Origin of the sequence: Halomonas sp. KM072, from assembly GCF_050710315.1 — a bacterium.
Taxonomy (GTDB): domain Bacteria; phylum Pseudomonadota; class Gammaproteobacteria; order Pseudomonadales; family Halomonadaceae; genus Vreelandella; species Vreelandella hamiltonii.
Window position 1 is genome coordinate 2,533,971 of record NZ_CP136132.1, and the last position, 19,120, is coordinate 2,553,090.

Annotated in this window: 16 protein-coding genes and 1 tRNA gene; 10 read left to right on the forward strand and 7 right to left on the reverse strand. The window is 56.7% G+C overall.

Annotated features, from left to right (window positions below):
* The first annotated feature begins 24 nt into the window (after window positions 1-24).
* From RVM26_RS11955 to RVM26_RS11980, 6 genes are all read left to right on the forward strand, one after another.
* Entirely contained in the window at window positions 25-1,731 is a 1,707-nt protein-coding gene (locus tag RVM26_RS11955; protein WP_498938820.1) for a hypothetical protein, read from the forward strand.
* Window positions 1,732-2,082: a DUF5455 family protein gene (locus RVM26_RS11960; RefSeq protein ID WP_096922218.1), complete on the forward strand. Its 351-nt coding sequence runs from the start codon at window positions 1,732-1,734 to the stop codon at window positions 2,080-2,082.
* Entirely contained in the window at window positions 2,082-3,146 is a 1,065-nt protein-coding gene (locus RVM26_RS11965; RefSeq protein ID WP_498938822.1) for a P-loop NTPase family protein, read from the forward strand. Before RVM26_RS11960 ends, RVM26_RS11965 begins: the two co-directional genes overlap by 1 nt.
* Complete coding sequence (locus tag RVM26_RS11970) at window positions 3,127-4,548, forward strand: secretin GspD/PilQ domain-containing protein (protein WP_498938823.1); 1,422 nt, start codon at window positions 3,127-3,129, stop codon at window positions 4,546-4,548. Before RVM26_RS11965 ends, RVM26_RS11970 begins: the two co-directional genes overlap by 20 nt.
* A 69-nt stretch (window positions 4,549-4,617) precedes the next feature.
* A complete protein-coding gene (locus RVM26_RS11975; RefSeq protein ID WP_498938825.1) occupies window positions 4,618-5,910 on the forward strand; it encodes a phage replication initiation factor in 1,293 nt (430 codons plus the stop codon).
* 2 nt (window positions 5,911-5,912) lie between these two features.
* Window positions 5,913-6,938 carry a site-specific integrase gene (locus tag RVM26_RS11980; RefSeq protein ID WP_498938826.1) on the forward strand — a complete coding sequence of 342 codons (1,026 nt, stop codon included), beginning with the start codon at window positions 5,913-5,915 and terminating at the stop codon, window positions 6,936-6,938.
* A gap of 54 nt (window positions 6,939-6,992) precedes the next feature.
* Here RVM26_RS11980 and RVM26_RS11985 read toward each other — a convergent pair.
* The 7 genes from RVM26_RS11985 to RVM26_RS12015 all read right to left on the reverse strand — a co-directional run bounded on the left by RVM26_RS11985 (window position 6,993) and on the right by RVM26_RS12015 (window position 15,130).
* Window positions 6,993-7,079, reverse strand: a tRNA-Leu gene (locus RVM26_RS11985).
* 75 nt (window positions 7,080-7,154) lie between these two features.
* The gene (locus tag RVM26_RS11990; protein WP_498938828.1) at window positions 7,155-8,324 is read right to left on the reverse strand and encodes a M20 aminoacylase family protein; all 1,170 of its coding nucleotides are present in this window, start codon (window positions 8,322-8,324) and stop codon (window positions 7,155-7,157) included.
* 34 nt (window positions 8,325-8,358) lie between these two features.
* Window positions 8,359-10,032, reverse strand: coding sequence for an ABC transporter ATP-binding protein (locus RVM26_RS11995; RefSeq protein WP_232710885.1), 1,674 nt, complete (start codon window positions 10,030-10,032; stop codon window positions 8,359-8,361).
* A complete protein-coding gene (locus RVM26_RS12000) occupies window positions 10,029-10,922 on the reverse strand; it encodes an ABC transporter permease (protein WP_084812742.1) in 894 nt (297 codons plus the stop codon). The genes RVM26_RS11995 and RVM26_RS12000 overlap by 4 nt, the downstream gene beginning before the upstream one ends.
* Window positions 10,922-11,863 carry an ABC transporter permease gene (locus RVM26_RS12005; RefSeq protein WP_058579874.1) on the reverse strand — a complete coding sequence of 314 codons (942 nt, stop codon included), beginning with the start codon at window positions 11,861-11,863 and terminating at the stop codon, window positions 10,922-10,924. Before RVM26_RS12005 ends, RVM26_RS12000 begins: the two co-directional genes overlap by 1 nt.
* A gap of 99 nt (window positions 11,864-11,962) precedes the next feature.
* On the reverse strand, window positions 11,963-13,573 hold the full coding sequence (locus RVM26_RS12010) for an ABC transporter substrate-binding protein (RefSeq protein ID WP_198517567.1): 1,611 nt from the start codon (window positions 13,571-13,573) through the stop codon (window positions 11,963-11,965).
* A 30-nt stretch (window positions 13,574-13,603) separates the two neighbouring features.
* Window positions 13,604-15,130: a M81 family metallopeptidase gene (locus RVM26_RS12015; RefSeq protein ID WP_100731809.1), complete on the reverse strand. Its 1,527-nt coding sequence runs from the start codon at window positions 15,128-15,130 to the stop codon at window positions 13,604-13,606.
* A gap of 147 nt (window positions 15,131-15,277) precedes the next feature.
* Between RVM26_RS12015 and RVM26_RS12020 the strand changes: the two genes are divergently transcribed.
* The 4 genes from RVM26_RS12020 to yajC all read left to right on the forward strand — a co-directional run bounded on the left by RVM26_RS12020 (window position 15,278) and on the right by yajC (window position 19,012).
* Complete coding sequence (locus tag RVM26_RS12020; RefSeq protein ID WP_084812743.1) at window positions 15,278-16,219, forward strand: LysR family transcriptional regulator; 942 nt, start codon at window positions 15,278-15,280, stop codon at window positions 16,217-16,219.
* Window positions 16,220-16,333: 114 nt separating this feature from the next.
* Entirely contained in the window at window positions 16,334-17,365 is a 1,032-nt protein-coding gene (gene queA / locus RVM26_RS12025) for an S-adenosylmethionine:tRNA ribosyltransferase-isomerase (RefSeq protein ID WP_498938831.1), read from the forward strand.
* Window positions 17,366-17,458: 93 nt separating this feature from the next.
* On the forward strand, window positions 17,459-18,577 hold the full coding sequence (tgt, locus tag RVM26_RS12030) for a tRNA guanosine(34) transglycosylase Tgt (protein WP_498941747.1): 1,119 nt from the start codon (window positions 17,459-17,461) through the stop codon (window positions 18,575-18,577).
* Between the two features lie 108 nt (window positions 18,578-18,685).
* Window positions 18,686-19,012: a preprotein translocase subunit YajC gene (gene yajC / locus RVM26_RS12035; RefSeq protein WP_016914910.1), complete on the forward strand. Its 327-nt coding sequence runs from the start codon at window positions 18,686-18,688 to the stop codon at window positions 19,010-19,012.
* Window positions 19,013-19,120 lie beyond the last annotated feature (108 nt).

Here is a 19,120-nt window from a genome sequence, read left to right on the forward strand (position 1 = left end):
CCCTTTTTCAATACTGGAGGAAACATGATTAAAAAAGCCGTTCTCTTAACACTAACAGCGCCTTTTTTAATGGTGTTTTCTGATTATTCTTTTGCTCAAGCTGTTAATGATATGTCAGATACAACAATCTCTTTAGATGAGGCTAATAACCTTCCTGGAGTTAAATTTTCTGATAGTGCGCAATATGCTTCTTCTGCTGACAATAATAGACGTTATGTTATAAATCGTGTTAGAGAAAGGGTTTCATCTTATTGTGCTACTAGGGATTGTGTTTCTGTAGCTTACGGTTCCTCATTTGATAGCAGTGACAGGAGTAGATTTCGTTTTGTTGGTTCTGTTTCTACTACAGTTGTTTATGATATCCCTTCTAATATGAATTATGGTTTAAGGTCAGATGATGTCTGTCAGTCAGAAAATGGCGACAGTTATTCAACAAATAACCCTGACGTTTACAATTATCTATCTGCTGGTGGTGTGGTAAAAACTCACAGCGGTGCTTGTTCTGTTTCTGCTTCTGGTGGCGTTGATGGTTGTTTCGGTTCTGGTGATGATCTTCAGTGCCTTGTTTCTATAACTTCTGAGTCTACTGGCTCTATTGGTGACTTTGGTCAACATATTGCCGGTAGTTTAGGTTCTAGTTCAGATGGTACTTTTTCAGTTGTTGACTTTTCTGGTAATGATTATTTAACAGAGCTTCCTGGCGGTTGTTCCGATAATGCTAGCTGTGTCTCTATCGGTGATAAGTCGTACTTAGTTGATTGGGATAGCGCGCCTGATTATTTTCAGTATATCGGTTCAGACGGCAATATTTACTCAAAGCCAAGTTCCGGTGGCGGTTCTGGCGGTGACAATGGTGGTGATACTGGCGGCGGTGATCCTACCGACCCAACAACCCCTACCGACCCCACCGACCCAGGCGGTAACGATGGCGGCGATTCTGGTGGCAACTCCGGTGGTAGCGATGGCGGCAACGACTCCGGCGATGGTTCTGGCGGTTCCTCCGGTGGCGGTGGCTCTACCGTACCGGAGTTTGAATTTGATGAATCCGGCATTATTGAAGCGATTCGTTCCTCTGGCCAATCCAACCAGAACGCGCTCGAGGCCGTCTCCAACGACCTTTCAGGCGCGATCAACAGCCAGTCCGAAGGCATCAGCGAAGGCTTGGAAGCCCTCGGCGAAGGCTTTGGCGATGCCATTGGCGAACAAACCGAAGAAGTCCAGGGTATGTTTGACGGCCTCGGCAACACGATCACCAACGCGCTCGGTCTAGGCACTTGCTACCCCGATGGCCAACAAACCGATGACGGCCATACCGCCGCGACCAACGATAAGGGGCTCCTGGGCTGCATCCAGAACATTGCTAACGGCATGGTGGACAACCTCGTGGGTCGTTTAACCGAGGAAGTGGGCGAAGGCAACGACCTGCTGAACACCTCGGGCATGGATGAAACCCTCGATGGCCTCGAAGAAGAACGCCAGCTCTACAATGAGGAAGTGAACACCTTCATGGATGAGATCGGCGACGGCTCAAGTTCGGGCATCGCTGAACAAGTCACTTCCCGCCTGCCCTCTTTACCGTCCCGCAGCTGCACGCCTATTCAGTTTGGCCAGATGCAAATCTCCTGTCAGGCAACGAACACCGCCAAGCTCTGGCTAACGTGGATCGTCTACTTCTGGACGGTCGTTAGCGTCGTGGACACCTTCTTCCGCTCCGGTCAGAGGACTGCATAAATGGCCTTACCCGCTCTGCTTGGCATGGGGGCCTTGATTGGCTTCTTCACCCGCATCGTTGAATGGTTCGTCACCCGTATTGCTGCCCGCTTTACCAATCGCCTAGCGGGCATTTTGGTCTGGACGACCCTTTACCTCTCTCTCCTGGTCGGCTTGGCCGTTACCTTTGTGGCCATCATCAGCGGCGTGAGCGCCTCACTGCCTTCCGACCTTGCCCAAGGCATCGGTGCCATCAAACCCGACAACTTCGAAGCCTGCATGGCGGCCATCTACAGCAGCAAGGTCGCGGTATGGGTCTTCCAGCAGAAACGCCAGTTGATCGACTGGGAGCAAGGGAGGCCCGTTCTCTAATGGCCGTTTACGTTGTCACTGGCAAACTCGGCGCGGGCAAAACCCTGGTCGCCGTGGGCAAGATTAAGGACAAGCTGAACCAGGGCTGCAAGGTGGCCACCAACCTGGACTTGAACCTCGATAAGCTCATCGGTGAAAAGCCCAGGAATACCCGCTGCTACCGCATCCCTGATAAGCCTGTCCTGGCCGACCTGGAAGCCATCGGCACGGGCACTGACTCCTACGACGAACACAAGAACGGCCTGCTCGTTCTCGATGAGTGCGGCACCTGGTTCAACGCCCGCTCCTGGGCGGATAAAAGCCGTCAGGACGTCATCAACTGGTTTCTCCATGCCCGTAAATTGGGCTGGGATATCATTTTTCTGATTCAAGACTTAACGATCATGGACAAGCAAGCCCGCGTCGCCCTGGCGGAACACGTGGTCTATTGCCGTCGTCTGGATCGTGTGGCCGTGCCCTTCGTGGGGGCCATCTACTCCCTGTTCATGGGCTCCAAAATGCCCATGCCGAAAGTACACCTTGGCATCGTCAAGTATGGCGACTCCCCGCAAAGCCTCACCGTCGAACGCTGGACCTACACAGGCCGCGCCCTCTACCCCGCGTACGACACCAAGCAATCCTTCTCCGACCACTACCCACACGGCACGTACTCCGTGCTGCCGCCCTGGTACACCCACGGCATGCACCGCGTACCGCATGACGCGAGGTTTTACATGAAGATGACCCGTATTTACTGGAAGCGCTTCAACCGCCCCTTCCTCACGCTCGCCTCGTTCGCCCTGGGCTGCTTTATCACCCTCTCGGTACTCGTCGCCGACCGCGTCAACGCCCGCACAGACAACACACCGGCACCCGTGGCACCCCTTGAGCTACCCAACCTCAGCACCACCCGCATCGCCAGCTTTAGCCAGTTTGGTGACCGCACCACTTACCGCCTCATTGATAGCGACCGCACCCCATCCACCACCGACGACCTCGCCCGCCAGGGCTTCACCATCGTCCCCGTGAATGCTTGCCTCGTCCGCATAGAAAATGGAGTCACCCATGAAGAAGTTCGCTGCTAACACCCTCGCCGCCATCGCGCTCACCACGGCTTCTCTCACCAGCGCGTATGCCACGCCGATCCAGATGCAAGATACCGATATTCGGGACTTCGTGCGCTGGTACGTGGAACAGACCAACACCCCGTTGGCCATTCACCCCAGCACCACCGGAACGCTCACCGTCTACGCCCCCGATGTGCCCGATCACCAGCTCGAGGAGTTCTTTCTGGGCGTGCTGAGTTCACACGGCTACACCATTCTGCCCGGCAACCCGCCCACGGTCGCACCCACCCAGCAGCGGCCCAGCACCCCCACGGCCAGCCCAGCACCGTCCACCCCAACCGCCAACGCCTTCGCCAATACGCCCGTGCTGACCCCACGACCGGAGCCCCAGGCCACCCACCTGTTCCAGTTCGACAACGTGCGGGCCGACGATATCGCCCCGCTAATCACCACCTTCCTGAACCAGCACAACCAGGACGGCACCGCCCAGCCCCGCGTTCAGGTACTCCACGCCTCCAACGCCATCCTGGCCAGGGGGGCCGAAAAGCAGCTTGAACAGCTCCAGGGCATGCTGCCCCAGGTCGATGTATCCCACCCTCAAGTCCTCATCCAGGCCGTCATCTTCGAAACCAGCGACGGCGATACCTTCGATCTTGGCGTAGCGCTTGGACGCACTACACCGACTGCGGGCTCACGCATCGCCGGTGGCTTCAACACCGCCAGCCTGGGCACCTCGCTGGCCTCATCAGGGGGCACGTTCGGCATCTTTGACGGCGATGTACTGGCCTTTGCCATCAACGCCCTCCAGCGCGACTCCCGCTCTAACGTCCTCTCTACGCCGCAGATCCTCACGCTCTCCGGCAAGCGCGGCAATATCTCGATTGGCCAGAACGTCCCCTTCGTCACCGGACGCGTCACGGGGCAGTCCGCCGACGTCAACAGCCCCTTTCAGACCATCGAACGCCGCGACGTGGGCATACGCCTGAACGTCCTGCCCGTGGTCACCGCCTCCGGCCTAGTGATCATGGACATCACCACCTCCGCCGACTCGCTCACGGATTCCCTGCTGGCGTCCGACATCATCACCAACCAGCGCCAAATCAACACCACCGTGCAAATCCGCTCCGGCCAGACCCTGCTCCTGGGCGGCCTATCATCACAGGATGACCGCTCCCAGGTCTCCGGTGTGCCAGGGCTCTCAAGCGTCCCCGTAGCGGGCCGCCTCTTTCAGAACGAATCCACCTCCACCCAGCGCACCAACCTCCACGTACTGCTCCAGGCCACGGTGCTGCCCCGTTATGACGCGACTCACACCGCTTCCCTACCGACGGCTGACAGCCCGCTACCCCCTGCGCAGCGGGGGGTAGCGGGCTGGCGGCAGGAGGTCGAGACCCTCCCTGTAACACGTCTCGCAGAGTAATTCGTTCAACCGAGCTATCGGCTCACTACAGCACATTACGGCATTTCAAAAAATACAGGGAATCAGGCTATGGAACGTTGGGAACGCTACTCGCTTGCGTCACTGCAACGCGGTGAACAGGACAAGTTCGGAAGGCTGCTCATCAGCTCGCTGGGTCAGCGAGAACTGAACCACTTACGCATCTTGAACGCAGGCGTGGACACCGTCCGGCAGCTCTACCAGGGCAAGCCGTGCCTTCACCAGTTTCATGAAATCATCGACGTCTACAACGAAGGCAAAGGCGCCACCATGCGCCTCTTTGATCAAACCTGGTCAGTAGGGGCCGGCGCTGCCGGTTCCGGCTTCCGCTATCGACTCCAGAACAATGAACTGGGCGTCATCGTCTTTTTCCAGGCCCGTCACGTCAAAGTCGAGAACATCGGTACCCACCTGAAAATCGAACTCTCGCCCCACTTCATCCAGGAGCGCAGCCCTCAGGAGTGCCAGGACTTCATGGACAACATCGCCGCCCACATGCTGGCTCATATCGAGCCCATCGGTGCCGCTGTCCACCTCGCCCTGGACGTCCAGGGCTGGGAGCCCCCCAGGGATTTCATGGAGCGTTTCATCACCCGTTCGAAGAAGGTCATGGCGATCGACGGCGTCGCTACCCTGGAGTTTGACCACTCCAACATCGCCACCACCTATGGCCGCGGGGAAACCTTCATGTTTGGTACGGCAGGCGCGCTGCAATGCTGTATCTACAACAAGACATTAGAAGCCAGCCACCGCGACAAGATGCACTTCTGGGAAGGTATCTGGAAGAACGCCGTCGATGACGACCTCAATGGCACCTACGACCCCGAAGAAACCGTGTGGCGCATCGAGCTACGCTTTCACCAGTCCGTCCTGCGTGAATACGCCCAGGGCATCCCCTGCAACGTCGATACCGGTGAAGTCCTCGATCACACCCACGGCTTTAACCGCTTTGTGGACGTGGTACCGCACCTCTCCGGCCTATGGCGTACCGCCATGCAATCCTATCGACTGGACACACGCCGCAACCTCATTGATCCCGCGTGGCAAGTCATGCAGGAAGACGCCCGTTTCTACTGCCATGAACCAGGCTTCATGTACAAACGGGCACGCAAAGCCCCAGGGCTTGGCAACGAAAAGAACGTCACCCTGGCGTTCGGCAACCTCATTAGCATCTATGCCCGCCAGGGATACCGCACCCACGAAGCCGTCCGCTTCCTCCAACGTTCCGGCATGTGGGACGACCTCGCAGAATACTACCGACGACGAGGGGTGGATTCAGGGCAATTCCGGCAGATCGTGGAACAGAAGCTCATCGAGCGACGGCTAATAGGGAAGGCAGCGTAGAAATGGCCATCAAAAGAGTAGAGAAAGGCTGGCAGGTCGATGTACGGCCCTTTGGTGCCCATGGCAAACGGGTTCGTAAAACCTTCCCCACCCAGGCCAAGGCAAAGCGTTTTGAAAGCTACGTGCTGGGTCAGGCTGCTATAGGTGAGCCCTACGAGCCCAAGCCACGCGACAAGCGCCGTTTAAAGGATCTCATTGAGCTTTGGTATAACCACCACGGCGTATCGCTCAGAGACGGCAAACGGCGGTGCTCACAGCTCAATGCATTGGCCGACATGATCGGCAACCCGCTGGCCAGCACGATCACCCCCGCCGATGCCTCCCTGCTCAGGCAGAAACGCCTGGCGTCTGGCATTACCCCCAACACCGTCAACCATGACCAGGCGCACCTGCGCGCCGTGTTCAACACCCTGATAAGACTCGACGAATGGACCGAAGGAAACCCCTTCGCCAAGGTGCAGCCCCTGCGCCTGCATGAACAGGAACTCACTTACCTGACGCATGACGATATCAAGGCCCTGTTTACCGCCCTCAGCGCATCCAACAACCCCCACGTGGATCTGATCACACGTCTATGCCTGGTCACGGGTGCCCGCTGGAGCGAAGCCCAGTACCTGCGTGCTGAAATGCTTCGTAATGGCCGCGTCACCTACACCGCGACCAAGAACCGCAGGAACCGCACGATCCCCCTTCCACAGGATCTCTACGACGCCCTGAAAGCACACGGCCCCAGAGTCGGCAGGCTTTTCCCCAAGCCCGCCTACAAAGCCTTCTCGGCTGCCGTCCTCGAGGCGCAAATCAACCTGCCCCCTGGGCAACGCACACACGTACTGCGCCACACCTTCGCGTCGCATTTCATGATGAACGGGGGAGACGTATTGACGTTACAAAAGATTCTCGGACACCAAAGCATCACCATGACCATGCGTTATGCACACCTGTCGCCCGACCATTTGGCCGATGCCATCAAGTACGCGCCGCACATTCCGATGGACACAAAGTGGACAACCGAAGGAAAAGAGGACTAGAAAAACGAGGTATTCAGAGACGAAAAAAGGGGCCTAAGCCCCTGATTTCAAAGATGGTGCCGGTAGCCAGACTCGAACTGGCACACCCGTAAAGGCGGCGGATTTTGAATCCGCTGCGTCTACCAATTCCGCCATACCGGCAATGGAGGCGAATTATACAGACACTATTCCTCGCGTCAATAAAAGCATGTGGTTATCAGCTAGATCCGTAAAAATTCATGCACCGGGCGACAGCCGTTTTTCAATCAGCCTTGAAAATAGGCTGGCCCCAATCGGCAGAATATCGTCGCCGAGTACGAAGGCTGGGTTATGCACCGGAATATTGCCGCTGTGACCCACCCAGCAGTATGCTCCAGGTACTACCTTGAGCATATCCGCGAAATCCTCACTACCCATCAATGGCTTGTTATCAGTGCTTACATTAGCCTCGCCGACGATTTCCCGGGCGGCGTCGGCGAGCAGCTCCGTCTGCATGGGGGCGTTATTCAACACGCTGAACACATCGCGAATCTCTATATTGATATCAACTTCATAGCTTGCCGCCATGCCAGCGACCAGCGTGCGCATACGCTCACGGGTTTGCTCGCGCACGCTGTCGGAAAAGGTTCTTACGGTGCCGGCAAGGGTGGCCGTCTGAGGAATAACATTATAGGCCGACCCAGAGTGCACCTGAGTGATCGAGAGCACTACGGGGTCGTGGGGGTTGATATTACGGCTGACGATGCTTTGCAGCGCCTGAATCAAAGCGCCACTGACTATCACAGGGTCGCGGGAGTAGTGTGGCATCGCCCCGTGGCTGCCGCGCCCAGTTACGGTGATATCAAAGAAATCGGCACCTGCCATGGCGGGGCCAGGGCACAGCGCGACTTCGCCTGGGCCATGCAAAGGTGAGTTGTGAAGCCCATAGATTTCATCGCAGGGGAAGCGCTCAAAAAGCCCTTCTGCAATCATGCGTCGAGCGCCCCCCAACCCCTCTTCCGCTGGCTGAAAAATTAGCACGACAGTGCCAGCGAAGTTACGGGTTTCGGCAAGATAGCGGGCGGTACCCAGCAGCATGGTGGTATGCCCGTCATGGCCACATCCGTGGAAGCGTCCAGGTGTTTGTGAGCTAAACGAGAGACCACTCTCTTCCTCCATGGGCAGTGCATCCATATCGGCGCGTAGCCCGATGCGCTTACCCTGGCCAAGGCGACCGTGGATCAAGCCAACCACCCCGGTGGTGGCGATCCCGGTGTGAATTTCATCGACGCCGTACTCTTTCAGCAGGCCCGCGACGATGGAAGAGGTTCGCTGCTCTTCAAAGCCAATTTCGGGGTGGGCGTGTAGATCATGGCGGATAGCGCGTAGCTCATCGCCGTACTCTTCTATGCGAGCAATCGTAGTCATCTTGTTCTCCGTTGGGGATGACAAATCATCATTCTTAGGGTGTCTCAACTGGGCTGAGCAATGGTTTGAGCGGTGCACCGGCGGCAAAATCCCAGCTACGTCCCGGTGCGGCTTCCATTAGTTGCCGTGTGTATTCAGCCTTGGGCTGGGCAAGCACCTGGGCCGCTGGACCATATTCGATTAGTCGGCCACGCTGCATCACCAGCACGTCGTCGCAAATTTGCGCGGCCACGCGCAGATCGTGGGTAATAAACAGCACGGCAATCCCCAGCCGAAGTTGGATCTCATTAAGCAGCTTGAGTACCTGGGCTTGCACCGAAACATCCAGCGCGGAGACTGCCTCATCGGCGACGATTACCTCGGGCTCCATGGCCAATGCCCGGGCGATAGCGATACGCTGGCGCTGGCCACCCGAAAACTGGTGAGGGTAGCGGTCAATGGCATCAACCGGTAGGCCTACCAGTTCGAGCAGTTCACGCCCGCGAGCCAGCGCCTCTCGGCGTGGTGTACCGTAGTTGGTCGGCCCTTCGATCAGGCTCTGCCCCACCGTCATACGCGGGTTAAGCGAACGATTGGGATCCTGGAAGATCATCTGAATGCGCTTGCGGTGCGGCTTGAGCATCGATTTAGGCAGCTCAGTAATCTGCTTACCGCTGACCCTGATATTGCCGCCTGTTGGGGTAATAAGTCGCATCACACAGCGCGCCAGCGTCGACTTTCCAGACCCCGATTCCCCGACGATACCTAACGTTCGCCCACGTTTGAGCACAAAGCTGACATCATCCACGGCGCGGGTCGGCGCGACGGGCTTACGCAACCAACGCATCAGACCCTGGTTAGCGTTGAACACTTTCTCAAGCGACTGCACTTCCAGCACCGTTTTATTGCTGGTGGCCTCCCGCGGCGGGCGTGGTAGCAGACTAGGCACTGCGGCAAGCAGGCGTTGGGTGTAAGCCTCTTGAGGGTTACCCAGCACCTGGTCAACAGGGCCACTTTCCACCAGCTGGCCATGATGCATGACGCATACCCGGTCAGCGATATCCACCACCACGCCCATATCGTGAGTGATAAATAGCACCGCGGTGCCATGCTCGCGCTGGAGCTGTTTAATCAGCGCCAAAATCTGATGCTGAGTTGTCACATCTAAGGCGGTGGTAGGTTCGTCAGCAATCAGCAATTGAGGCTTAAGTAGCAACGCCATGGCAATCATGATGCGCTGGCGCTGGCCGCCCGAGAGCTGATGAGGGTAGCTTGTATAGATACGTTCAACGTCGGGAAGGTGGACTTGTTCAAACACCTCAAGCACTCGGGCTCGGCGCTGCGGGGCTGTTTGTGAGGTGTGCTGGCACAGCACTTCGTCCAGCTGGCGGCCTACGCTTAACACCGGGTTAAGTGCGGTCATCGGCTCCTGAAAGATCATCGCCATATGCCGCCCGCGCAGGGCTAGTAACTGGGCCGGTGTGGCGGCGAGCACATCCTCCCCGGCAAGCCGAATCTGCCCACTGCGCGCGACCAGCGCTCCGGGGGGCAGCAGTCCCATTGTGGCAAGCGAGGTGACCGATTTACCCGAACCGCTCTCCCCCACCAGGCACAGCGTCTCGCCAGCGCTAATGGCGAATGAGATAGCGTCCAGAATACGCGTAGGCTTATGCCCAGCGGTTTCGACAACCAGGTTTTCAACCTCAAGTATCGGGGTGTCCGCCATCATGACATCCTCCGTTTCATCTTCGGATCGAGTGCATCGCGTGCACTATCGCCGAGCAGATTAATCGATAGAATGCAGGCCGATAGCAGCAGCCCGGCCCAGAAGATCAGCGAAGGCTTAAGCTGAAAGTAAACCCGCCCTTCGGACATGATATTGCCCCATGAAGGTGTTTCAGTGCCGATCCCCGCGCCAAGAAAGGAGAGAATAGCTTCGGTAAGAATGGCAGAAGCACAGATATAGGTGCCCTGCACGATCAGCGGGGCCAGGGTACTCGGCATCAAGTGACGCCACAGCAGCTTCGGTGTGGAGGTGCCCATCAATATCGCAGCCTCCACAAATGCCTCTTCGCGAGTTGCCAGTACCCTCGAGCGGACCAGACGCACCACTTGGGGGATCTCGGGAACCATAATCGCGATCATCACTGTCCATAGGGAGGCGCTGGTGAGCGAGACAATGGCAATCGCCAGCAGGATGCCGGGGATTGCCATCAATCCATCCATGATGCGCATCAATATCGCGTCAAGGGTACGGAAGTAACCCGCCAACAAGCCTAGCGGTAAGCCTATAGCCACACTTGTCACGGCCACTCCTAGCCCGACAGTTAGCGACACGCGGGCGCCATAGACAATCCGTGAGTAGAGATCGCGTCCATAAGGGTCGGTGCCGAGCCAAAACTCACTCCCCATGGGCTTCAGGCGGTTAGCGGGCGATAGCGCCAGCGGGTCATGATTCGCTAGCCAAGGTGCAAACAGGGCGACAGCTACGATCAAGATCAGCACAAGGCCAGCGGCCAGGGTAACTCCCTGCGGGCGAGTCTGGCTTAGCCGCGACAGTAGGCGGCTAACGCCGCGCCCTTCGGGGGCGACGGTAAAGTGGGAGTGCGAGGCATGCATCAGTAGCGAATCCTCGGGTCGGTGATCGCGTAGGAGAGATCGATCAGTAGATTGATAATCACGTAGAGCCCGGCAGTGAGCAGAATCAACGCCTGGATCACCGGGTAGTCGCGGGCCAGTACAGCGTCCACTATCAGCCGCCCTAGGCCAGGAATATTGAACACACTCTCGGTGACCACGACCCCAGAAATCATCAGGGCAAAGCCGGTACCAATCACGGTTAGAATCGGTACCGCCGCATTACGCAAGGCATGGCGAAAGAGCACCGCACGCTCGGCAAGCCCTTTGGCGCGGGCGGTACGGATATAATCCTCGTCAAGAACTTCAAGCATACTGGCGCGGGTCATACGCGTGATAAGCGCGATATAGATCGAAGAGAGCGTTAGCGCTGGCAGCACGATGCGACTGGCAAAAGGGGCAATTCCCTCGCTAAGACTTCGAAAGCCCTGCACCGGCAGCCAGCCCAGCTCAAGGGCAAACAGCTGAATCAATAAATAGCCAATCACGAATACCGGCACCGAAAACCCCACCACCGAGGCCGACATCACCAGGTTGTCGAGAAAGCGCCCATGGCGCCAAGCGGCAATGACCCCTAGCGGAACAGAGATAACCACGGTAAACAGTATCGCTACCACCGCCAAACTGACGGTTGGCTCTAGGCGCTGCCCGATCATTGTTAATACTGGTGTCTGGGAAATCAGCGATGTCCCGAAATTGCCGCGTACCAACTCTCCAAGCCAAACAAAGAACTGGATATGCAGCGGCTGATCAAGCCCTAATGCCGCCCGAATATTGGCGAGTTGAGCGGGGCTTGCCATATCCCCAGCAATAATGGCTGCCGGATCTCCTGGCGAGAGACGCAGCAGTAGGAAGACAAACAGCGCTACCACCAACATAACGGGGATCGAGGCTAAAATACGGCGAATGAAGTAAGCGAACATGCGGTGCCTGCTATAGGTTGTGGATAGGCATGGTCGAATAACAAGGCCAGTGCGCAGGTTCACTAGCGAACGTAATGTCCCTCGCGCACTGGCAAAACCTTATTCGCTCTTAGTCAGATTCCAGAACACGGGCACAGGCCCTTTGAGCACACCGTCGAGCTGGTTGGACCAGGAGGAGACCGAGCGATAATCGCCTAGAGGCACATAGATAACCTGTTCAAGCGCATGGACTTGTATCGCCTCTGCAATACGCTCTCGCTCTTCGTCACTCTCAGCCATGGCGAAATCCAGGCGCATGGCTTCCAGCTCTTCATCCTTGGGCCAGCCGAAGAAACTACCCTCTCGCCCTTGGGCGTTGAGCATCGGGTTGACGATAGGATTCCACACTTCCGGGATAATCCAGTTGGTGAAGAACATGTTCCAACCTCCATCCGCTGGATCATTCTGGCTGGCACGTCGCGTCACCAGCGTCTGCCAGTCCATCGGCTGCATTTCGACATTAAAACCGGCCTGACGCAGTGCTTGAGCAGCCACCACCGGCTGGGGAGAGACCGTTGCCACATCAGTAGGCTGTAGCATGACTACCGGGGTGCCGTCATAACCCGCCTCTTCCAGTAGCTCGCGAGCCCGATCAAGATCGCCAGTGGCCATCCAGGTATCGGTGCCAGCATCACTGCCTAACGGCGTCGTGCAACCAAAGAAAGAGCCACATGCTTCGTAGTAATCAGCATTGCCAACCAAGGCCGCAAGCACATCCTCTTGATTCATCGCCAGCATCGCCGCCTGGCGAATACGCACATCGTCAAAGGGCGGATAGAGGAAGTTCATCCGCCCCATGGTTTGGCTGCCCATCTCGCTGAGTGTCTCAAGGATTAGGTCGTCATTGGTTTCAAGCAGCGGCGCCAGATCAAGCGGCACCTGCTCAATGAAATCGATATCTCCACTGCCCAAGGCGTTAATAGCCGTTTGTTGGTCGGGCATGGTGATCCACTCGACGCGGTCAACATTGACCACCTTGCCGCCCGCCGTCCAACTTGGCGGCTCATCACGGGGCACGTACTCCTCGAACTTGGTATATACAACCCGATTACCAGGCTGGAACTCGTCAGCAACAAAACGGAAAGGGCCAGAACCGATCTGCTCAGGAATTGCCTCTTCAGGACTTGTGCTCGCCAGGCGCTCGGGCATCATGAATGCGGGAACAGAGGAAGGCTTGGCAAGCAGCTCGAGTACATAGCTAAACGGCGAAGATAAGGTCAGGGTGATGGTGCGTTCGTCGCTGGCTTCAAGCGATTCGACATGGTTCATCAACATCAAACCACCGGAGTCGCGTTTTGCCCAGCGCTCAAGAGAGGCAACACAGTCGGCAGCGGTGACCGCCTCGCCATCGTGCCAGGTAAGTCCGTCGCGCAGCGTGAAGGTATAGACCAAGCCGTCATCAGAGATTTCCCAGTCAGCCATCTGAGGCTGTGGCTGGAACTCTTCATTCATGCCGAGCAGGGTATCGAACACCATATAACCGTGATTACGGGTGATATGCGCCGTGGTTAGGATTGGATCAATGATCCGCACCCCTGAATGCATAACTGCGTTGACGGTTTGCGCCTGGGTCTCGGCAACAAATGACATTGCACCAAAACTGAGCAGCGTCGCACTAAGCAGGCTCCGAACCATGCCAGGAGACGATTTAATCACTACTGTAGATTGCATCGTGATACCTCTTTTTTCTTGGTGATAGAACTACTCTGAGTGGCCAACCAAATTAGATTGCGAAGCCTCATCAGGAGGAACAAAAGGCTCTCCCATGGGACGAGTTCGGATACCCGGCTCCAGGTACCGCCAAGGCAGCTCGCCGGGGTCAGCCGCCATTGGGCCAGGCGATTTGGCGATCAAAATAGCCGCGGCGATCGGCTGAAAATCGGCACGAAAATGTACCGAGCTTTTGAGCACTAAAATCTTCTTTACCTCAGGCTCAATACCCACCATGCGTAGCAGGTTGCGATCTAGTAGTTGGCTCTTACGACTGGTCACTAAGATCGCCACGCCGCCTACTTTTAACTGCGCACTGGGGCCAAGATCGACCTGATTGCCGTGCATCATTGGGCCGTCGAAACGACAGCGGCCATCGCTCAGGCGCACCACCTCGAACTCGGCTTCCAGTGGTGCATCGCCAACACTTGGTTCTCCACCCAACGCAAGCAAAATCCGTGCCCCCTCACCCACGGCATGTGCTTTTGCAGCCGCCGCCGGGTCACAAATCAACCCTAAGGCGGCGTCTTGGGCATCCGCTTCCACCAGCGCACGCAACATACCGGTGGTGGTTGCATCGCCCCCGGCACCCGGGTTGTCCTGGGTATCAGCAATAACCACTGGTCGGTTTTCACCATTAGCAAGCCGCATTGCTTCAGCAACGGCCTCTTTAGGCGTCAGAAAAGGGACTTGCCAGCGCGCTTCAAGAGTGACGATCTCGTCAGCAAGCCGCGCTACGTCAGCCTCTAGCCGCTCACGGTCGGCCCCATACCCCCAAACGACTGGGCCGCATTCAGCAAAGTCCGCTGCGGGAAAGCCGGCAGCGAATGAACACACGCCGTTACTGCGCTGGTCATGTTCGCTAAGCCCGTGATAGACACTCTGAGCTGGTTCAAGAAAGGTACTGCCAGCGGAAATAGGAATAAGGAAAGGAATGCGCCGCGACGAGAGATGTAACGTCTCGCCATCGAAGATGCGTTTGAGCAGCGCCATGGTGCGGGCGCCCGTTTCAGCCATATCCACATGTGGATAAGTGCGGAAGGCCACTAAGCCAGATGCCGCTTCAAGCATGCGCTGGGTAACATTGGCGTGCAGGTCAAGACTAGCCACTATCGGTAGTTCACTGCCCACGATCTCACGCAGTCTAGCCAACAGTTCACCCTCGCCATCAGCGAGATGTTCGCAAACCATTGCGCCGTGTAGGTCGAGATAAATAGCGTCAAAAGTATCAGACGAAGCAGCGAGGGTTATTTCACCGGCAATACGCTCAAAAGCATCTTTAGTGACATGCGCCGAAGGGCTTGCTGCGGCCCATATCACGGGTAACAATTGATGCCCCTCGGCTAAGGCTGCCGTGATAAATCCACCAATCGGTATATTTACCTTTTCGAGCTCAAGTAAAGCTTCATCCCGACATAGCGCGGGAAAACCTCCCCCTTGAACAAAACTCTCGTAGACAGCTTTGGTAGGCGCGAAAGTATTGGTTTCATGCTGAAAACCCGCGATCAGAATTTTCATCCCTTCTCCTAGACTTAAGTATATGACGCAGTGCAGCAGTCACATATTTTTCACTCTAGGCGTGGCATAGACAGACAAGCAATGACCGATGCATTATGAAACTGTTGCCCTTTGAGCAACACTGCTTCCCAACCACCGGTACTTGGCATGTCATCTCACGCACCGTTGAATAATGAAGGGTTTAATTCGCGTCGAATGCGCTACGCCTTTGAGGCGATGACGCAGGGTTCTATTCGTCGCGCGGCGGACAAACTGGATATCGAAGCTTCCGTTATCAGCCGTCAAATCGCACGCCTGGAAGCGGAGCTGGGGGTAAGGCTGTTGGAGCGGCATGGGCGAGGTGTACGCGCTACAGAAGCGGGGGAGTTACTGCTTGATTTTCATCGAGAGCGCCAAGCCGCTGAATCTGCACTGCTCAGTGATTTTTCCGAGCTCGACAACCTCAGCCGAGGATCGCTTCGATTAGCAATTAGCGAGGGCTACAGCGCCACGCTTATGAGCGAAGTGGTCAATCATTTTTCCCAGCAACACCCAAAACTGCACTTTGAAGTGACCCACGCGAGCGTAAACCAGGTCGTCACGCGGGTTATGGAAGGTGATGCGCATATAGGGCTGGCCTACTCTCCACGCCTTTTACCTGGTGTTCAATCAATAGCCTCGGCTCGCCAACCGGTATGCGCAGTAATGCACCCTGACCACCCCCTGAATCAGCTGCCCTCCCCCCTCTCACTGGATGATATTCTCCAATATCCACTGGGGTTAATATCCAAGGGATACGGTCTGCGTCAATTAGTCGACACCGTGGAAATAATCGATAAACGCCACTTCACCCCAAGCCTAGTCAGCAACTCGCTAGCAACCCTCAAACAGTACGTAAGCGCTGGGCACGCAGTAACTTTTATGCCGGCGGTGGCACTCAAACATGAACTTGCACGGAGCCAGCTTGTAGCGCTACCTATCGCCCATCAGGTGTTTATCGAGGCCGAATCACACCTCATCGTGCGTCAGCATCGCCCCCTATCGCTCGCAGCCTCTCGATTAATCAAAGAAATCTGTCGGATTTACCCCTTTTCCACCACCTCAATATAAACCTATGAGTGATACGCCTGACTTCAAACAAGTAGTCGAGTATCCTGTATGGACTTTTTTTCCGGGTATAATGCTCGGCTCTCTTCACTCTCCTAGCGAAATGTCTCCATCTCCATGCAACGCTCCGATTTTCATTACGAACTACCCGACGAGTTAATTGCTCGTTACCCTTCTGAGCAGCGTAGCGACTGCCGTTTGCTGTGCGTGGATGGCCAGAGCGGTGCGTTGGAACATCGCCGCTTCCCTGATTTGCTCGAGCTTTTGGAACCGGGCGACCTGCTGGTGTTTAACGACACCCGCGTAATTCCGGCGCGCCTGCATGGTCATAAGGCCAGCGGCGGCAAGGTGGAGATGCTGCTTGAGCGCCCACTGGATGCCCACCGTGGCTTGGCGCATATCCGCTCGAGTAAATCGCCGAAACCCGGCACCGAGCTGATTTTCGAAGGCGATGTTCACGCCATCGTAGAAGGCCGTCGTGATGCGCTATTCGAGCTGCGCTTTTTGGGCGATACGCCAATGATCGCGCTGCTTGAAAAGCACGGCCATATGCCGCTGCCGCCCTACATTACCCGCGAAGACGAACTCAGCGACCGTGAGCGCTACCAGACCGTGTATGCCCGGCGTGACGGCGCAGTGGCGGCACCAACAGCGGGTCTGCATTTTGATCAGCCGCTGCTGGACGCCCTTGCCGATAAAGGCATTAACCGCGCCTTTGTGACGCTGCACGTGGGCGCGGGCACTTTTCAGCCGGTGCGTGTCGACAACATCCTTGAACACCATATGCACAGCGAGTGGATTGAGGTCACGGAAGCCACCTGCCAGCAGGTGCGCGAGACCCTGGCAGCCGGTAAGCGCGTGGTCGCGGTGGGCACCACCAGCGTGCGCTGCCTGGAAAGCGCCTGCATGAAAAGTAGCGACGGGCAGATCGCACCTTATAGTGGCGATACCGACATTTTTATCTACCCCGGTTACCAGTGGCGCTGCGTGGATGCTTTAATTACCAACTTCCATTTACCTGAATCGACACTGTTGATGCTGGTGTCCTCCTTTGTGGGCTATGACACCATCATGCACGCCTATCAACGGGCGGTGGCCGAACGCTATGCGTTTTTTAGCTATGGCGATGCCATGCTGTTAACCCGTTAGCGGTTGACTGCTGATTATTGACCCGCTTGAGCTGCTCCAGTCGCGCCAAACGAACGAGATTAACGAGTTACCTTTATGCGAAACGAATGCTTTATGCGCTTTGAGCGCTTGGCCGACGATGGTCGTGCCCGCCGTGGCCGCCTTCACTTCCCCCGTGGCACGGTGGAGACCCCGGCGTTTATGCCGGTAGGTACCTACGGCACGGTGAAAGGCATGACGCCGGATTCCGTCAAAGAAATCGGCGCCGAAATCATCCTGGGCAACACCTTTCACCTGTGGCTGCGTCCCGGTACCGAGGTGATTGAAGCCCATGGCGACCTGCACGACTTCGCCCAGTGGGACAAACCGATTCTGACCGACTCCGGCGGTTTTCAGGTCTTTTCCCTGGGCGAGACGCGCAAGATCACCGAGCAGGGTGTGCATTTCCGCTCGCCGGTGGATGGCAGCAAAGTCTTTATGGGCCCGGAAGAGTCCATGGCGGTTCAGCGCTCGCTAGGCTCCGATGTGGTGATGATCTTTGACGAGTGCACGCCCTACCCGGCCACCTTTGAGGAAGCCGAGAAATCCATGGAGCTGTCGCTGCGCTGGGCCAAACGCTCGCGGGATGCCCACGGCGATTCACCTTCCGCGCTGTTCGGTATTATCCAGGGCGGCATGCACCCTGAGCTGCGCGAACGCTCGCTCAAAGGGCTACTGGAGATCGGCTTTGATGGTTTGGCGATTGGCGGGCTTTCCGTCGGCGAACCTAAAGAAGAGATGATCAAGGTGCTCGACTACCTGCCCACCTGGATGCCGGATGAGAAGCCGCGCTATTTAATGGGCGTTGGCAAACCTGAAGACCTGGTGGAAGGCGTGCGCCGGGGAGTGGATATGTTCGATTGCGTGATGCCCACCCGCAACGCGCGGAACGGCCACCTGTTCACCTCGGAAGGCACGGTCAAAATTCGTAACGCCAAGCACCGTTTTGACACCCGCCCGCTCGATGAAGAGTGCGATTGCCATACCTGCAAGAGCTTTTCGCGGGGCTATCTGCATCACTTAGACCGCTGCAATGAAATGCTCGGCTCAATGCTCAACACCATCCACAACTTACGTTATTACCAGCGTGTAATGGCTGATTTGCGCGCGGCAATTGAAGCGGGTACATTGACGACCTTTGTGGAAGGCTTCTATGCACGGCGTGGCCTGCCAGTGCCTCCCCTAGCGAATTAATCGCCACGCGCCTTGGCGCGTGGTTTAAACTGCTTGGCTATGCTTTTAAAAACCATGCTGTTTAAGCTTTTCTAACCCAGACGTTTTCTAACTCAGGAGTTCTCTGTAATGCTGGATTTCTTCATCTCACCAGCCCATGCCCAAGAAGCCGCCGCTGGCGGTGGTATTGCGCAAATCGTCATGCTGGTCGGCTTCGTGCTGATTTTCTACTTCCTGTTGTGGCGCCCGCAGGCAAAACGTGCCAAGCAGCACCGTCAGCTGGTCTCCAGCCTGGCCAAGGGTGATGAAGTGGTCATCGGTGGTGGTCTGGTAGGCCGCGTGACCAAAGTCAGCGATGAGTTCCTGACCCTGGAAGTATCGGAAGGTACCGAAGTCAACGTGCAGAAGAATGCCGTGGCTGCCGTACTGCCCAAGGGCACCATTAAGTCCATCTAACGCTCGCACCTCCCCCTGCCGACTCCGTGCCAGCCACCCCGGCAGGGGTGACATGGTAGCGTCGATGGTGAACGTTGCTGTGCACAGCTTGTCTGTGCACAGCGATTC

Coding starts and splice junctions, on each gene's coding strand:
- RVM26_RS12005 (WP_058579874.1), bottom strand. CDS start 11,863: ATGTTCGCTTACTTCATTCGCCGTATTTTAGCCTCGATCCCCGTTATG.
- yajC (WP_016914910.1), top strand. CDS start 18,686: ATGCTGGATTTCTTCATCTCACCAGCCCATGCCCAAGAAGCCGCCGCT.
- RVM26_RS12010 (WP_198517567.1), bottom strand. CDS start 13,573: ATGCAATCTACAGTAGTGATTAAATCGTCTCCTGGCATGGTTCGGAGC.
- RVM26_RS12015 (WP_100731809.1), bottom strand. CDS start 15,130: ATGAAAATTCTGATCGCGGGTTTTCAGCATGAAACCAATACTTTCGCG.
- RVM26_RS11990 (WP_498938828.1), bottom strand. CDS start 8,324: ATGACTACGATTGCTCGCATAGAAGAGTACGGCGATGAGCTACGCGCT.
- RVM26_RS11960 (WP_096922218.1), top strand. CDS start 1,732: ATGGCCTTACCCGCTCTGCTTGGCATGGGGGCCTTGATTGGCTTCTTC.
- tgt (WP_498941747.1), top strand. CDS start 17,459: ATGCGCTTTGAGCGCTTGGCCGACGATGGTCGTGCCCGCCGTGGCCGC.
- queA (WP_498938831.1), top strand. CDS start 16,334: ATGCAACGCTCCGATTTTCATTACGAACTACCCGACGAGTTAATTGCT.
- RVM26_RS11955 (WP_498938820.1), top strand. CDS start 25: ATGATTAAAAAAGCCGTTCTCTTAACACTAACAGCGCCTTTTTTAATG.
- RVM26_RS11970 (WP_498938823.1), top strand. CDS start 3,127: ATGAAGAAGTTCGCTGCTAACACCCTCGCCGCCATCGCGCTCACCACG.
- RVM26_RS11965 (WP_498938822.1), top strand. CDS start 2,082: ATGGCCGTTTACGTTGTCACTGGCAAACTCGGCGCGGGCAAAACCCTG.
- RVM26_RS11975 (WP_498938825.1), top strand. CDS start 4,618: ATGGAACGTTGGGAACGCTACTCGCTTGCGTCACTGCAACGCGGTGAA.
- RVM26_RS12000 (WP_084812742.1), bottom strand. CDS start 10,922: ATGCATGCCTCGCACTCCCACTTTACCGTCGCCCCCGAAGGGCGCGGC.
- RVM26_RS11980 (WP_498938826.1), top strand. CDS start 5,913: ATGGCCATCAAAAGAGTAGAGAAAGGCTGGCAGGTCGATGTACGGCCC.
- RVM26_RS11995 (WP_232710885.1), bottom strand. CDS start 10,032: ATGATGGCGGACACCCCGATACTTGAGGTTGAAAACCTGGTTGTCGAA.
- RVM26_RS12020 (WP_084812743.1), top strand. CDS start 15,278: ATGTCATCTCACGCACCGTTGAATAATGAAGGGTTTAATTCGCGTCGA.